The sequence below is a fragment of the Paractinoplanes deccanensis genome, from assembly GCF_016862115.1.
GTDB lineage: Bacteria > Actinomycetota > Actinomycetes > Mycobacteriales > Micromonosporaceae > Actinoplanes > Actinoplanes deccanensis.
This window is the reverse complement of sequence record NZ_BOMI01000086.1, coordinates 1-15240: the sequence shown is the minus strand read 5'-3', so window position 1 is coordinate 15240 and position 15240 is coordinate 1. Positions and strand designations below refer to the sequence as shown.

At 72.0% G+C, this 15240-nt stretch carries 14 protein-coding genes; 6 read left to right on the top strand and 8 right to left on the bottom strand.

Annotated elements, in window-relative coordinates; genetic code table 11:
• Window positions 1–281: 281 nt before the first annotated feature.
• The 5 genes from Ade02nite_RS22680 to Ade02nite_RS50750 all read left to right on the top strand — a co-directional run bounded on the left by Ade02nite_RS22680 (window position 282) and on the right by Ade02nite_RS50750 (window position 6885).
• Window positions 282–821, top strand: coding sequence for an MFS transporter (locus Ade02nite_RS22680; RefSeq protein WP_203767136.1), 540 nt, complete (start codon window positions 282–284; stop codon window positions 819–821).
• A 23-nt stretch (window positions 822–844) separates the two neighbouring features.
• A complete protein-coding gene (locus tag Ade02nite_RS22675) occupies window positions 845–2602 on the top strand; it encodes an ABC transporter ATP-binding protein (protein WP_203767133.1) in 1758 nt (585 codons plus the stop codon).
• Window positions 2599–4515 carry an ABC transporter ATP-binding protein gene (locus Ade02nite_RS22670; protein ID WP_203767130.1) on the top strand — a complete coding sequence of 639 codons (1917 nt, stop codon included), beginning with the start codon at window positions 2599–2601 and terminating at the stop codon, window positions 4513–4515. Before Ade02nite_RS22675 ends, Ade02nite_RS22670 begins: the two co-directional genes overlap by 4 nt.
• A gap of 72 nt (window positions 4516–4587) precedes the next feature.
• Window positions 4588–6366 (top strand): gamma-glutamyltransferase, encoded by a 1779-nt coding sequence (ggt, locus tag Ade02nite_RS22665; protein ID WP_203767126.1) that lies wholly within the window; start codon window positions 4588–4590, stop codon window positions 6364–6366.
• Between the two features lie 246 nt (window positions 6367–6612).
• The gene (locus Ade02nite_RS50750; protein ID WP_369076666.1) at window positions 6613–6885 is read left to right on the top strand and encodes a DUF6368 family protein; all 273 of its coding nucleotides are present in this window, start codon (window positions 6613–6615) and stop codon (window positions 6883–6885) included.
• Here Ade02nite_RS50750 and Ade02nite_RS22660 read toward each other — a convergent pair.
• Together Ade02nite_RS22660 and Ade02nite_RS22655 are read right to left on the bottom strand one after the other, a co-directional pair.
• Window positions 6804–7805, bottom strand: coding sequence for a hypothetical protein (locus tag Ade02nite_RS22660; RefSeq protein WP_203767119.1), 1002 nt, complete (start codon window positions 7803–7805; stop codon window positions 6804–6806). The genes Ade02nite_RS50750 and Ade02nite_RS22660 overlap by 82 nt on opposite strands.
• The gene (locus Ade02nite_RS22655; protein ID WP_203767110.1) at window positions 7802–8164 is read right to left on the bottom strand and encodes a PadR family transcriptional regulator; all 363 of its coding nucleotides are present in this window, start codon (window positions 8162–8164) and stop codon (window positions 7802–7804) included. The genes Ade02nite_RS22660 and Ade02nite_RS22655 overlap by 4 nt, the downstream gene beginning before the upstream one ends.
• Before the next feature lie 62 nt (window positions 8165–8226).
• On the opposite strand from Ade02nite_RS22655, the gene Ade02nite_RS22650 reads away from it, so the two are divergent.
• A complete protein-coding gene (locus tag Ade02nite_RS22650) occupies window positions 8227–8409 on the top strand; it encodes a hypothetical protein (RefSeq protein ID WP_203767107.1) in 183 nt (60 codons plus the stop codon).
• Window positions 8410–8411: 2 nt separating this feature from the next.
• Here Ade02nite_RS22650 and Ade02nite_RS22645 read toward each other — a convergent pair whose 3' ends face one another.
• From Ade02nite_RS22645 to Ade02nite_RS49470, 6 genes are all read right to left on the bottom strand, one after another.
• On the bottom strand, window positions 8412–9065 hold the full coding sequence (locus Ade02nite_RS22645; RefSeq protein ID WP_203767104.1) for a hypothetical protein: 654 nt from the start codon (window positions 9063–9065) through the stop codon (window positions 8412–8414).
• A complete protein-coding gene (locus Ade02nite_RS22640) occupies window positions 9062–10471 on the bottom strand; it encodes a selenium-binding protein SBP56-related protein (protein ID WP_203767101.1) in 1410 nt (469 codons plus the stop codon). The genes Ade02nite_RS22645 and Ade02nite_RS22640 overlap by 4 nt, the downstream gene beginning before the upstream one ends.
• Before the next feature lie 59 nt (window positions 10472–10530).
• A complete protein-coding gene (locus Ade02nite_RS22635; RefSeq protein WP_203767098.1) occupies window positions 10531–12660 on the bottom strand; it encodes an ATP-binding protein in 2130 nt (709 codons plus the stop codon).
• Between the two features lie 277 nt (window positions 12661–12937).
• Window positions 12938–13564: a tRNA (guanosine(46)-N7)-methyltransferase TrmB gene (gene trmB / locus Ade02nite_RS22630; protein ID WP_239168970.1), complete on the bottom strand. Its 627-nt coding sequence runs from the start codon at window positions 13562–13564 to the stop codon at window positions 12938–12940.
• Window positions 13565–13624: 60 nt separating this feature from the next.
• Window positions 13625–14020: a hypothetical protein gene (locus tag Ade02nite_RS22625; RefSeq protein WP_203767092.1), complete on the bottom strand. Its 396-nt coding sequence runs from the start codon at window positions 14018–14020 to the stop codon at window positions 13625–13627.
• A gap of 266 nt (window positions 14021–14286) precedes the next feature.
• On the bottom strand, window positions 14287–14649 hold the full coding sequence (locus Ade02nite_RS49470; protein WP_239168969.1) for a hypothetical protein: 363 nt from the start codon (window positions 14647–14649) through the stop codon (window positions 14287–14289).
• Window positions 14650–15240 lie beyond the last annotated feature (591 nt).

Here is a 15240-nt window from a genome sequence, read left to right as displayed (position 1 = left end):
CCGCCCCCGCGCCTTCTGCGCCCGCGCCTTCTGCGCCCGCGCCTTCCGCGCCTGCGCCTTCCGCGCCTGCGCCTTCCGCCCCCGCACCTTTTCGTGGCGCCTCAAACAGACCACGCATGTCGGACTTTTCGGATACAGAGACGGGGTCAGGTGGCCATGGTGACGGCTTCGGAAGTGTGGCCGGGGCGCGTCCTCGGCGGCTCGGGTCGCCGTTTGCGGCCGTGGCGGTGATGGTGCGCAAGCCGCGGCTAGGGGCCGTCACGCTCGGCACCGTTTTCAGCATGCTCGGCGTGGGTGCGCTGCCCGTGATCGCCGCGCTGCTGGCCGGCGAGGCGCGGCGCTCCGAGCTGACCGGCCTGATCCTGTCCGCGGGCGCGGCCGGCGGGCTGATCACGTCGCTGGTGCTCACCCGGTGGCCGATCCGGCGGTGGGCGCCCGAGTCGGTGGTGGCCGTTTCCCTCGCTGCCACGGCGGTGCCCTTCCTGCTGCTCGCCGTCCTGCCCGCCGGCTGGGGCGGGCTGCCGTTCTTCGCGATCGCCGGTGCGCTCGGTGTCCCGGTCTCCGTGGCCGTCTTCGCCGTACGGGATCAGGAATCGCCCCCGGAGATCCGCACGCAGGTGTTCACGCTGGGCGCGGGCGTCAAGGTCACCGCGGCCGCGACCGGGGCCGCCGTTGCCGGGCTGGCCGCGCCCGCCGGTGTCGCCGCCCTGCTGGCCGGCATCGGCATCTGCCAGGCGCTCGGTGCGCTGGCGGTCGTGCTGGTGGGGCGCGTCACCCCGGCGGAAGTCGCCGCCCCGAGTATTGTTAGCCAGGCTAACTAGATTGTTGCTGACAGGAGGCGCCGTTGAGTCGCCGCGCGCCCCGGGCGTCCATCGACCCGGATGCGAGCAAGAGCTGGCTGCGCCGGGCTCTGCCGCTGGTCAAGGCCCATCGGGCACTGCTGATCACGTCGCTGACCCTGTCGTTCGCGGGCCTGATCGTGCAGGTGCAGATCCCCAACCTGGTGCGCGTCGGCATCGACGACGCGGTGGTCGACCGCACCGGCGAGCTGAGCACGTACGTGTGGTGGATCGTCGGTCTCGCCCTGGCTCAGGGCTTCATCAACTATCTGGCCCGGCTCTATCTGCTGCGCACCGCGTACGAGATGGAGTACGACCTGCGCAACATCGTCTACGCGCACCTCGTGCGGATGCCGTTCGGCTTCTACGACCGGGTGCAGACCGGCGAGCTGATGTCGCGCTCCGGCTCGGACATCCGCGCCGTGCAGATGTACCTGTCGTTCGGGCCGTCGATCCTCGTGCAGTGCCTCATCGCTGTCGTCGCCTTCGGGCTCATGCTCTCGATCAACGTGCCGCTCGCGATCGTGGCCATGGTGACCATGCCGATCATCGGGGTGCTCGGCGTCAGCATGCGCAAGGCGATCTTCCCGGTGTCGTGGCTCATCCAGGCCCGGCTGGCCCAGCTCGCCACGGTGGTGGACGAGAACATCCAGGGTGTGCGCATCGTGAAGGCGTTCGCGGCCGAGGGGCGCCAGCTGCGCTCGCTCGCCGAGAGCGCCGACCGGATCCGGTGGGCCTATCGGCAGGACGCGCGCATCCGCAGCCGCTGGAACCCGCTGCTCGACAACCTGCCGCGGCTCGGGCTCGCGCTCGTGCTGCTGGTCGGCGGGCTCATGGTGATCGACGGCCACACCACGGTGGGCACGATCGTCGCCTTCAACTCGTACATCCTGATGCTGCAACCTCCGTTCCGCATGCTCGGCATGATGATCATGATGGGCCAGCGGGCCTCGGCCTCGGCACGGCGCATCTACGAGATCCTGGATACGCCGTCGGACGTCGTCGACAAGCCCGACCCGATCGCGGTGCCGCTGGGCGGTGATCTCGCGTTCGAGGACGTCGTCTTCTCGTACCCCAACGGGACCTTGGCGCTGGACGGCCTGAACCTGCACGTCCGGCCGGGGGAGACGATTGCCGTGGTGGGCGGGACCGGCAGCGGGAAGTCCACGCTGGGACGGCTCGCGGCCCGGTTCTACGACGTGACGTCCGGGCGGGTGACCATCGACGGGCACGACGTGCGCGACTTGAGCCTCGCGTCACTGCGCGAGCAGGTGGGCATCGTGCCCGATGAGCCGTTCCTGTTCTCCCTCTCGATCCACGACAACATCGCGTACGGCAAACCGCACGCCTCCCGTGAGGACGTCGTCGCCGCGGCCGTGGCGGCGGGCGCCGACGCGTTCATCCGGAACCTACCCGAGGGGTACGACACTGTGGTGGGCGAACGCGGCTACACGCTCTCCGGCGGGCAGCGGCAGCGCGTGGCGATCGCCCGGGCGCTGCTGGTGAACCCGCCGATCCTGGTGCTAGACGACGCGACCAGCGCCATCGACGTCACGGTCGAGCAGATGATCCACTCGTCCCTGCGCGACAAGATGCGTGGCCGGACAACGGTGATCGTGGCGCACCGGCTCTCCACGATCAGCCTCGCCGAGCGCGTCGTCCTGATGGAGAACGGCCGCGTGATCGCCGACGGCACCCACGAATCACTCCTCGCGAGCGAGCCGCGGTATGCGGAGGTCCTGGCGGCGCAGGTGACCGCATGAGCATGTTCGGTGGTGGGTTCGGGGGCTTCAACGTCGGCGGCCGCCCCGCCATGGGCGCCGCCGGCCGCAAGGGCAGCGGCCTCCCGTTCGCCGGCATCCCCGACGACCTCGCCGAGGGTGTCGCCAAGCTCGAATCGCGCGAGCCCGCGCACGGCGACCCGGGCGTGCGCTACGACCCGCGCCGCGACGAGGGCGCGCGCATCTCGATCGGCCGGCTGCTGATCGGGCGGCCGGGCCTGCTGCTCGCCGCGTCCCTGGCGATCCTGGTCGAGACGCTGCTGTTGCAGGCCGGCCCCTATCTCGTCCAGGTCGGCATCGACCACGGCATCGCCGACCGTGACGTGCGGGTGCTCGTCATCGCGACCGCCTGCTTCGTCGCCGCGATCCTGCTGACCGGGCTGGCCACCGCGATCCGCATGCGCAAGAGCGGCCTGCTCGCCGCGGCCGCCACGCGCGACCTGCGGATCCGCATCTTCGCGCACCTGCAGCGCATGTCGCTCGACTACTACACGCGCGAGAAGGCCGGCGTCACCCTCACCCGGATGACCTCCGACGTGGAGTCGCTGCAGAACCTGCTCCAGGACGGCTTCGCCCAGTTCCTCATCCAGGGCCTCACCATGGTCGTGGTCACCGGGGTGCTGTTCCACTACGACGCCGAGCTGGCCCTCGTCACGCTGCTGCTGGTCGTGCCGCCGCTGACGATCGCCTCGCTGTGGTTCCGGCACGCGGCCGACCGGGGCTACAACCGGCAGCGCGACGCGATCGCCGCCATGTTCGCGGACCTCGCCGAGTCGCTCAACGGCGTACGCGTCGTGACGGCCCACAACCGGCAGGAGCGCAACGTGGTCGCCCACCGCGACGTGGTCGGCTCCTACCGCGACGCGAACGACTGGACCGGTCGGATCAGCGCCATCTACGGCCCCGGCACGTCGGTGATCGGCCTGATCGCGATGGCGGTGATGCTGCTGCTCGGCGGCCGCATGGTGCTGCGCGGCGAGCTGACCGTCGGCGAGCTGACCGCGTTCGTCCTCTACATCAACTCGTTCTTCCAGCCGGTGCAGCAGCTGGTGCAGCTCTACACCCAGTACCAGCAGGGCAAGGCCGCCATCGGCAAGATCCGGGGCCTGCTCACCGCCGAGCCCTCGGTGGTGCCCGGCACGGCCACCCTGCCCCCGGTCCAGGGCGAGATCGTCTTCGACGGCGTGACCTTCGGCTACCTGCCCGATCGTCCCGTGCTCGAGGGCGTCGACCTGCGGATCGCGCCCGGCGAGACGATCGCGTGCGTGGGGCCCACGGGCGCCGGCAAATCCACGCTCGCCAAACTGGTGACCCGCTTCTACGACCCGACCGCCGGCACGATCACGATCGATGGGTACGACCTGCGCGACGTCACCCTGGAATCCCTGCGCCGCCAGATCGGCGTGGTGCCCCAGGAGCCGTTCCTCTTCGCCGGCACGCTTCGCGACAACGTCGCCTTCGCCCGCCCCGGCGCCACCGACGACGAGGTGTGGGCCGCCATCGACGCCGTCGGCCTGCGCGATCTCGTCGAGCGCTCACCCGACGGCCTCGACACCCCGCTGCACGAACGGGGCCAGTCGGTCTCGTCGGGGGAGCGCCAACTGCTGGCCCTGGCCCGCGCCTTCCTGGCCGCACCGCGCGTCGTCGTCCTCGACGAGGCCACGTCGAGCCTCGACCTGCGCTCGGAGCTGCGCGTGGAGGCCGCCCTCGACGCCCTCCTGGAGGGCCGCACGGCGATCCTGGTGGCCCACCGCCTCTCCACCGCCATGCGCGCCGACCGCATCATCGTCGTCGACGACCACCACATCATCGAGTCCGGTTCGCACGCCGAGCTGCTGGCCGCGGGCGGCCACTACGCGGCGATGTTCGAGACGTGGGCCGCACACGTTCGGTGAGTTGTGCGGCGCATCCCCGGCAACTCTGGTAGGCAGAGATAGACCGTCAGCTCTGACTACTTCGGAGGATCGATGCGGATCTTGCCGGTACTGGCTGCGTTTTCCCTGTCGGCGACGGCGCTGGTCGCGCCCTCTCCGGCCCTCGCCGGCGCGCCAACTCTCGGGCCCACCGCGACCGGTTACGGCGGCGCCGTGGCGACCGTCGATCCGACCGCGACCGCCGTCGGCATCGACGTGCTGCGCCGGGGCGGCAACGCGGTGGACGCCGCCCTGGCCGCCGCCGCGACGCTCGGCGTGACCGAGCCGTTCTCGGCCGGCATCGGCGGTGGCGGCTTCTTCGTCTACTACGACGCCCGCAAGCGCACCGTCTCGACCATCGACGGCCGCGAGTCCGGCCCGGCCACGATGCGCGAGAACCACTTCATCGACCCCGCGGACGGCCTCCCGTACGACTTCCCGGAGGCCCGCGTCTCCGGCCTGTCGGTCGGCACGCCCGGCACGCTCGCCACCTGGGACACCGCCGCCCGCAAGTGGGGCACCCGCTCGCTGGCGAGCCTGCTCCAGCCCGCCGCCCGGGTCGCCGACCGCGGCTTCACCGTCGACGCGACGTTCCGCCAGCAGGTCGCCGACAACGCCGCCGCGTTCGGCCAGTTCGCGTCGACCAGCGACATCTACCTGCCCGGCGGCGCACCCCCGGCCGTCGGCACCACGCTGCGCAACCCCGACCTGGCGGACACGTACCGGCTGATCGCCCGCAAGGGCATCGGCGTGTTCTACAACGGCCCGGTCGGCGCCGACATCGTCCGCACCGTGCAGAACCCGCCGGTCGACCCCACCCCGATCGGCACGTGGGCCTACCCGATCCGCCCCGGCACCCTGACGACGGCGGACCTGCGCAACTACCGGGTACGCACCCCCGACCCGACGCGCTCCGACTTCCGGGGCCTCACCGTGTACGGCATGTCGACCCCGTCCAGCGGCGGCGTCGCCGTCAGCGAGGCCCTGAACATCCTCGAACGCGCCAAGGTCACCCCGCAGAACGCGCTGCACTACTACCTGGAGTCGTCAGCGCTGGCGTTCGCCGACCGCAACCGCTACGTCGGCGCCAACACCGCTGAGCCGGTGCTCCGCAAGCTGGTCTCCGACTCGTGGGCCGCCCAGCGCGCCTGCCAGATCTCGCCCACCCGCGCGCTGACCAAGCCCGTCCCGCCCGGTGACATCAACGCCTCCGGCTGCACCCCCGCCACCGTGGGCGGCCCCACCGAGCAGGGCATGAGCACCACGAACCTGACGGTCGCCGACAAGTGGGGCAACGTCGTCGAATACACCTTCACCATCGAGCAGACCGGCGGCAACGCCATGGTCGTCCCCGGCCGCGGTTTCCTGCTCAACAACGAGCTGACCGACTTCAACTTCACCAACACCCAGGCTCCCGCCGCCGACCCGAACCTGCCCGGCCCCAACAAGCGCCCGCGCAGCTCGATGTCCCCGACGATCGTTGTGAAGGACGGCAAGCCCTTCCTGGCCCTCGGCTCACCCGGCGGCGCCACCATCATCACGACGGTCCTCCAGATCCTGGTGAACCGTCTGGTCCTCGGCCAGTCCCTGCCGGCAGCCATGGCCGCCCCGCGCGCCTCGCAGCGCAACAGCGCCGGCATCCAGGCCGAGCCGGCCTTCCGCACCGCCTACGGCCCGGCCTTGACGGCCTTGGGCCACACGTTCGCCGCCGACGTCCCCGAACTGGGCGCGGCAACGGCCATCGAACTGACCCCGCGAGGCGGCTTCATAGCCTCCTCGGAGCCCACCCGCCGAGGCGGCGGCGCGGCAGCGGTGGTCCACCCCACCCGCTGACACGAGGTGGAGGGGCACGCCCGGCCGTGCCCCTCCACCATCCGGGTGCGCAGCGTTCAAGCCCGGAAGGCGGCACCGGCTCGTGGAGGCTGCGGGACCCACACGGCCTCGGCTTGTCGCGACATCTGCGGACGGGGCCCATGCGTCGTCGACGCAGGTCCCTTCGAGGAAGACGACGCTGACGAGGTGGCGTGCCTGACCGGCGCGGCCGGATTCTCGCCGAGACCGGAGATCGTCCTGGCCGCGATGGTCAACGCCGCAGCCGACCACCAAGGGTGGGCAGATCGTTCCCGGGCGACGCTCGCATCGCTCGGCGGGCGATGGCAGGAGATCCCGTATCGCACGGCGTGGGGCGAGGACGCCACCTACCATGTCGTCGATGCCGAGCTGCTCCTCCGCTGGCTCCGGCATCCGGATTTCCGCATGCCCCGCGACGCTCAGACGTGGGCTGGTGGGGTCTTGCCGCGGATGGGGCTGCCGCAGGCGGCGCAGCGGGTGTGGGGTCTCAGGCGTTGGTGAAGCGCGAGCGCCACGAGCAGCAGTCCGGTGGCCGTGACGATGACGAGAGCCGCGGTGGCGGCCATCCCCCGGTAGGTGGCGTTGTGCTCGTCGTAGAGGTTGGCGGTGATGGCGACCGACAGCTCCGGGACCGTGACCAGGCCGATCGGGCCCAGCAGGAGCAGCAGGGCCCAGCCGCCGCGGGAGCGGCCGGTCATGCCGAGGGCCGCGGCCAGCAGGAGGGCCACGGTGAGCAGGATCAGGCCGGTCGCGGTCATGACGAAGCGCGGCGTCTCGCTGAAGTAGATGAGCGCGTAGTCGATGCGGGGGCGCAGGATCGCGGCCGCCGCGGCGCCGACCGCGAGGGGGATCAGGCGCTCGACGCGGGGCATGTGACCGGCGGCCAGGGCCAGCACTCCCAGGACGAACTGGGGCAGCAGGATGAACAGCGGCGGCCTGGACACCTCGGTGACAGCCGAGAGCGGCACCACGGCCACCGTGGCGATCAGGGCGACCCCGATCGCCGGGCGCGACCATTGCGGGCGCAGGGCGAAGAGGAACGCCGCCAGCAGCCACAACCCCCACACGCCGATGCCCAGGGCGCGGAACGGGCCGACGTGGGGGACGTGCCGCGTGATCTCGGGCGACAGCGGGGCCGTCTCGATGAGCGCCCACATCGCCGCGAGGGCGGTCGCCGTCGCCATGGCGAGCAGGCCGGCGAGGCGCAGGCCGGGGCGCAGCTCGGTGACCTCGGTGGCGCGCACGTGCTGGCGCACGCCGCCGGCGGCCAGGTCGGCGACCTCGCGCCACGAGGGCCGTTTCTTGTCGGGCGCCGCCAGGTCGAGGTAGGTGCCGACGATCTCGCCCTCCCGCTCGCGCCGGTAGCCGGCCGGGTAGAAGAGCCGGATCAGGCGCTGATAGCGGCGTTCCAGCGTGCTCATGTCCATCCTTCAGTGAGCTGGGGCCGGGGGAGCTGGGGCCGGGGGAGCCGGCGCAGGCGGGCGGTGGCCGCCTCGACGTTGCGGCGCATCCGCTCGGTCTCGGCGGCCAGGGTCGTGCCGCCCTGCGGCGAGAGCCGGTAGTAGCGGCGCAACCGGCTGTCGACCACCTCCTCGTGATCGACCTCGACCAGGCCGGCGTCGACGAGCCGGTCGAGCGCGCCGTAGAGCGTGCCCGGGCGCAGGGTGACCCGGCCGTCGGACAGCCGGCTCACCTCGGTGATGAGCCCGTAGCCGTGCAGGGGCTCACCCGCCAGCGCGGTGAGGATCAGGAAGGTCGGTTCCCGGAGCGGTGTTTCCACGTGCCGTAATATATCGGCTGCGAAGGTATGAGGGAAGCCCGGAAAATGGGTACACGAGGGTCATGACTGACGAGCGAAACGTCGCCGGCGGCAGCACCGATCAGCACGTCACCGGCGTCGAGGAGACCGGCGACTTCCTCACCGACCAGCCGCCCACCGACAGCACCCCGGCCACCGGCAGCAGCAACGCCGGCATCAACGAGACCCGCGCGAACCGGCAGAAGCCGGAGACCGAGGAGGAGTGACCTCAGGCCGCGAGCGCGACGGTCAGCGCCCCCGCGCCCACGAGCACCCCGGCCCACAGCCGGTCCACGTTGAACCAGGCCCGGCGCAGCACGTTCACGCCGACGTACGTGTAGACGATCGTCGCCAGCGCCGCCATCACCGCGAGCATGGCGATCGTGTGCACCCCGGCCGCGGCCAGGCCCTCCAGGGCCGCGCCCGGCGTGCCCTGGGCGGGGCTGGTCATCACCGCATGGTCCGCGTGGCCCACCTTGGCCACCGTGGCGGTCGCGAGCACCGGCAGCAGCATCAGGCCCGCGCCGTGCGCCGACGACATCAGGAACGACCAGCCGGTCAGCTGGGCCGCGGACATGCGCATGCGGGCCCACCGGAAGTGCCGTGCCGACAGCAGCCGCCACAGGCCGAAGCCCACCAGCAGCAGGCCACCCGCGACGCCGACCACGTTCGCGGCCACGATCGACTCCGTCGCCGAGACCACCGCCGCCACGATCGCCACCGAGGCGAGGTGTCCGGCGGCGATCGGCGGCAGCGACGTCAGCAGCGCCGCGCGGGATCGTTCCTGCATGCCGCGGGCCACCGCGAACAGCCACCCCATCGCCGGGTTGAGCCCGTGGAACGCGCCGAGCCCGGCCAGCGCCGCGAGTTGCCCCCAGCTCACGCGGACGGGAAGCAGTACGAGTCGGAGCTGGCGTCGCCGCCCTGGAGCCGGGTCTGATGGACCCGCCGGCCGCGGAAGTCGTCGCCGTGCGGGAAGAACCGCTCGTCGAGGGCCATCCCGCCGCCGTCCGCCACGTCGATCTTCGCGAGCCAGGCGCCCACGCCGTCCGGGTAGAACTGGTCGTCCCACGCCCCGTACAGCGAATTCGTCACGTAGACCCGCTTGCCGTCGCGGGACACCTCGACCATCTGCGGGCCGCCGGCCAGCCGCTCGGACGGCGACGACGGGTGTGCCTGCCGGCGGACGACGCCGCCGAGCCGCACGGATCCCGTCTCGACCGGGTGGAACGGATCGCTCACGTCGTACTGCTTGAGCTCGCCCGTGCCCCACGCCGACACGTACAGATATCTGTCGTCCACCGACAGGTCGATGTCGGTCACCAGCGGCGGCACGGCGCCGAAGGGCTGGAGCGCGGGCGGCAGATCGGCCGCGTCCGCCGGCTCGGCCGGAATGTCGATCACCTTGGTGACCTCGAAGGATCCGTCGACCCGGTGCCACACCCAGATCGACGCCGACAGGTCCTCGACGCTGACCACGACGCCCACGAAGCCGTACTCCTTGGTGGGGTCGTGGGCCGGCCGCAGCTCCAGCGGCATCTGATACTGGTCGCCGAGGTCGACCGTCTGCACCAGGTTGCGTTTCGCCAGGTCCCAGAAGTGCAGCCGGTGACCGTACTGCCGGTTGAGCAGCAGCGCCGGGTCGATGCCGTTCTCGATCATGGATGGGGTGCCCCATTCGGACGTGACCAGCACGTCGCGGGTGAGATGCCACCAGAAGTCGTACGCCAGGTATTGGTCGCCGCGGTCGTTCTCCCACGGGCCGCGCACGTCGAACGTGGTGTGGTCGAGCACCGCTATGCCACCCGGGCCGTCGTCGCCGTCACCGGCGCCCAGGGCGGAGACGTAGATGCCGTCCGGTCCGCAGTGGATCGTGTGCGGCCGGGAGTAGCCCGCGCGGGAGGCCAGCTCGTCGGCCGGTATCTCCTTGACGATGCGGGGCGCCCGCGGGTCGTCGCCCACGTCGAGCACGTAGATGCGCGAGGACCGCAGGCCGGGCACGATCAGATAGCGCCGCTCGACGTGCGGATGGGGCGCGGTGGGGCAGAGCGCGCTGCTGCACGCGTTCCATCCGAAGTGGTGCAGCTCGTCGCCGGTGTGCGGCAGGTCGGTCCAGCCCACCACGCTGCCGTACGACGAGGACGCCGGATCGGTGTCGATCACCGCGATGGCGTCCGGCCGCGACGCCGAGCGGTCGAAGGCCGCCACGTACGCCAAAGTCTCGGCCGGCGCGGCCGACGCGTCACGCGGCGAGGGATAGAACGTCGGGTCGGGAGTCCACCGGGTCATGCTCGCCATCCTCGTCCCGTGACGAGGTGGTGACCAGGGCCACATGTGTCAACAGCTTGTCAACGCGCGTCCATCGGCAGCCGTACCAGGACCGTCGTTCCCGGGCCCTCGTGGTCCACCAGCTCGATGCTGCCGTGGTGCTTGCTCACCACCGCGCGGCTCAGCGTCAGGCCCAGGCCGGTGCCCGGGATCGCCCCGTCGCGCGCCCGGGCCGTGCGGTAGAGCCCGGTGAACATCTTCTCGCGCTCGTCGCTCGAGACCCCCAGGCCCGCGTCCGAGACGGCCAGCTCGGCGGCGTGGCCGGTGGCCCGCAGCGTGACGCCGATGTGGCCGCCGTCCGGGCTGTACTTCACCGCGTTGCCGAGCAGGTTGTCCACCACCTGGCGCAGCCGCTTGCGGTCGCCCGGCAGCACGAGCTGGTCCGGCAGCTCGTCCTCGATCACCAGCGGCGCGCCGTCGACCGCCGCGCGCGCCTTGGCGACGGAGTCGCGCACCACCTCGGCCAGGTCCATCGGGGTGAGCTGGACGTCGGCGTGCCCCGTGTCCAGGGCGTTCAGCTCCATCAGCTCGTTGATGATGTCGCGCAGCGAGTTCGTGTTCCGCTCGATCACCTCGAGCAGCCGGGGGCCGTCCGCGACCAGCGACTTCTCGTCCGCCTCGCGGAGCAGCTCGGTGTACGCGCTGATCGACGTCAACGGGGTGCGCAGCTCGTGCCCGACCAGCGCGAGGTATTCGTTCTTCGTACGGATGAGTTGCCTTTGCAGGTCCTCGACGAGGCGCTTCTCGACGAACTGGCCGATGTGGGCGGCGATCCCGGACATCAGCGCGAGCAGCTCGTCCTCCGGATCCTCGACGGTGTCGGCGAAGACGGTGAGCACGCCGAGCGTCTCGAAGCCCTCCCGCACCGGGATGGCCAGCGCCGTGTGCAGCCGGGACGCCGCCGCCGTCTCCTCCGCGATCAGGCTCTGCGGCAGGCCCACGTCGCGGATCCACAGCGGCTTGCCGACCTGCCAGCAGCGTCCCGCCAGGCCCGTGCCGTACGGCAGGTCGACCGGCGTCTCGATGTCGTCCTGCCAGCCGGGCGCACTCCAGCGCGCCGCCGCCCGGACCACCGCGGCGGCCTCGTCCACCAGCCAGAGCTCGGCGTGCACCCAGTCGAGGGTGCTCACCACGGCCTCCAGCACGCGCGGACCGGCCGCCTCGATGCTCGGCGCCTCGGCCAGCGCGGTGATCACCGCCAGCTCGCACGTGCGGAACCGCTCGACCCGCTTGCGCCGGGTCACGTCCTGCACGGCCTGGACCGCCCCGACCGTGTGCCCGTCCGGCCCGACGATCGGATGAGCGTCGACGAGGTAGTGCCGCGACCGCCCGTTCGCGCCGTTCAGCACCACCTCGGTGTCGTTGACGTGCTCGCCGCGCAGCGCCCGGAACAGCCCCAGGTCGTCCCGCCGGATCGGCTTGCCGTCGGCGTCGGTGAGCAGGTCGAGCGTGCTGTCGGACAGGCCGCTGTCGCCCCACAGCTTGCGCATCCGCTCGTTCACGAAGACGATGCGCCCCTGATCGTCGCAGGCGGTGACGCCGTCGTGCAGGCTGTCCAGGACCGCGTCGAGGAAGCGCCGCTGCCGGTCGATCTCGTAGCGGTTCAGCTGCTCGGTGATCAGGAGCGTGCTGACCTGCGCCGCCTCGGCCACCGACGCGATGTCCGCCGCCGACCACCGCCGGGGCCGCTCGTCGACCGCGCAGCAGATGCCGAGCACCGCGCCGTCCTGGTCACGGATCGGATGCCCCAGGTAGGCGCCGCTCGCCGTGGGATGGCTCGCCCGCCCGTCCGCCCGCACGTCGTCGATCACCAGCGGTTCGTTGGCGCGCACCACGAGCCCGGCGAAGGAGTCCTCGAGCGGCGTGTCGGCGACGTCCTCCCACGGCCCGGTGAGCCCGTAACCCCCGTACAGCCGCAGCTTGCCGCCCTGCACGAAGTGGATCAGCCCGACCGGCGCATGCGCGGCACGTGCCACCAGCGCGGCCAGTTGATCAGCGGCACCACTGGTCAGCACCCCGCGATGCAGATCGGCGACCTGACGCAGCAGCCCTTCCGGCCGCCACGGCAGACCACCCGCGCCGCCCCCGGCTTCGGCGGGCGGGTCGTCCACCGCTCGTCCGCCGTTCCGGCCGGGGTCGTCTCGCCGCATCGCCTACCTTCCGGGCCCGCCTCCGTTCCCCTCACCCTATAAGGTGCCAATAACCAAAAAGCCCCAAATCAAGAGGTACGGGGTGCGGCCCCCCAACCGCAGCGGCGGTGCCGGCCGCCTACCGGCTCTCCCGCCGCCCGCCGACAACGAGGGCCCCGCCACACGGCGTCCACGGTGCCCGGTCTCCCGCCGCCGGCCGCCCGCATCCGCCCGCATCCGCCCGCTTGGCGCCCCGCCGCCGCCCGCCCCTGCCAACGACGGTCCGGCTCCGCCGCGTCTACCGGCGCGCCGTCCGTCGATACCGCAGGTCCGCGATCGGCCGTCCCGCCACCACCCCGCGCCGCTCGAACTTCGTCTCCGGGCGATCCCCGCGGCTGCCGTCGAGCCGCTCCAGCCCCGGATCCGCGTCCAGCGTCTCGGCCATCGCCTCGGCGTAGTGCGGCCAGTCCGTCGCGCAGTGCAGCACCCCACCGGGCCGCAGGCGTTCCCGCAGCAGCGCCACGTTGCCGGGCCGCACCAGCCGGCGCTTGTGGTGGCGCGCCTTGGGCCAGGGATCGGGGAAGAAGATGTGCACCGCGTCCAGCGACCCGGGCGCCAGCCGGTGCACGAGCTCCATGGCATCGCCCCGGGCCACGCGCACGTTGGTCAGGCCCAGCTCACCGGCGAGGGCGAGCAGGTTGCCGATGCCCGGCGTGTGCACCTCGATGCCCAGATAGTCGCGCCCCGGGTCGGCCGCGGCCATCGCCGCCGTCGTGTCGCCCATGCCGAAGCCGATCTCCAGCACCACGGGCGCCGCTCTGCCGAAGAGCCGGCCCAGGTCGAGCGGGCTACGGTCGCCGTCCTCCACGGTCAGCCCGAGGCGGGGCCACAGCTCGGCGTGCGCGTCGGCGTGCCGCGAGCTCATGCGCCCGCGGCGCGGATGGAACGTCCGGATGGGTGGATGTTGCTGCACCACACCAGTTTTTCAGGCGCTCACGTCGATCCGGCGAGCGGCCGTGGTGCCGCGGAAGTAGTCGAGCGCTTTGCCGAGGTAGGGCGCCACCGCGTTGGGGCCGCCCGTGCGCTCGTACCGCCGGTTGAGATCCTTGAGGTAGAGGGCCGAGACCTCCTGACCGGGCGCGAGCCGCCCCGCCGCCCGCTCGGCCGCGATGATGGCCGCGAACGCGGTCGGGTGCTCCTTGGCCGGATCGAACCCCGGCCCGACCCGCTGCCCCGTCACATGGAAGATCAGCTCCCGGTCCGCGCCGGTGAGCGAGTCGAAGTCACTGCGAGCCGCGGGCTTCTCCGCACGGTGCGCACGGTGCAGCGGCGTCAGCGGCGGGTACGGCGTCCGTGCGGTGCCCAGACCGGAGACGGTCATCAAGTTCCCTTTCGCGAGAGCCGGCCGGCGGCAACCCAGTCGCCCCCGGTCAACACCCTTATCGGCACCCTGCCCACACCTGCTTAGCGCCCCATTCGCCACCGTCCCCCGCAGCGCCGCAGCCTGTGCCGCCGCGTTGCCGCTTGTGCCGCCGTGCCGCTTGCGCCGCTGGGCTGCTGGGCCGCTTGCGCCGCTGGGCCGCTTGTGGCGCCGCGCCGCCGGGCCGCTTGTGGCGCCGTGTCGCTTGTGCCGCTGTGGCCGCCTGCTCAGCGCACCGGTTGCACGCTCGGCTGCGATCCCGCCCGGAACGGCACCCGCGACCCGTCCGCCAGCCCCACCACCATCACCCAGGAGCCACCCGCGTTCTGCCCGGTTGCCACGGCGCGCGTCTTGTCGACGTACGCCATCTCCCGGTCGCCCGCCCCGCCAACAGTCCGCTTCACGCGCGTCGCGGGGTCGTACTCGACGAGATGCACCGGCTCGTTGTCCGCCTCGGTCTCGCCCTGCTGGTAGGCCGTCCACGCCAGCTTCTTGCCGTCCTGCCGCCAGCTGGGCACCACCGCGAACCCCCGGTTCTGCAACGACCCGCCCCCGTAGGCCGCGACCGTCTGCTCCCCACCGGTAGCCACCGTCCCCACACTCAGGCAGGCGTCATAAACCGACTCACAGCTCCCACCCCGAAACGCCACCTTGCTGCCATCGGGCGACCAGGCCACCGCGTCGTCCATCGCGAGCCGCTCACTGAGCGCCCCCTTCCGAGCGGCCACCACCGCGGGCTCCGCCGGCAGTTCCTCCCCGCGACAGTCCCGCGGGAACAAAACCTCCGGCCGAGCGACCCCTTCAACAGCAATCCGATAAACCCCCGGCCCACCCGAACAGGACAGCGACGCAAACGCGATCCACTTCCCGTCCGGCGACCACGAGGGCCCCGCAGCCGCCCGGGTACTGAGCCGCCGCTGCCCGCTCCCGTCCGCCCGCATGACCCAGAGCCGCCCACCCTTCAGATAGGCAACCTGAGTCCCGTCCGGCGACCACCGAGGCCGAGCATGATCCCCGCCGCTGGTGAGCCGCTTCTCCGCAGCCCCCTTGCTGACATAGATGTCCCCGCCGCGGACATAAGCCACCAGCCCCGGCAGGCTGACACTCCCAGCCCTGACGCCACCGGCTCTGACACCCGCGGCCGCCGCGCCCGCGCCGGCCGCAGCAGCCTCCGCGGTTGC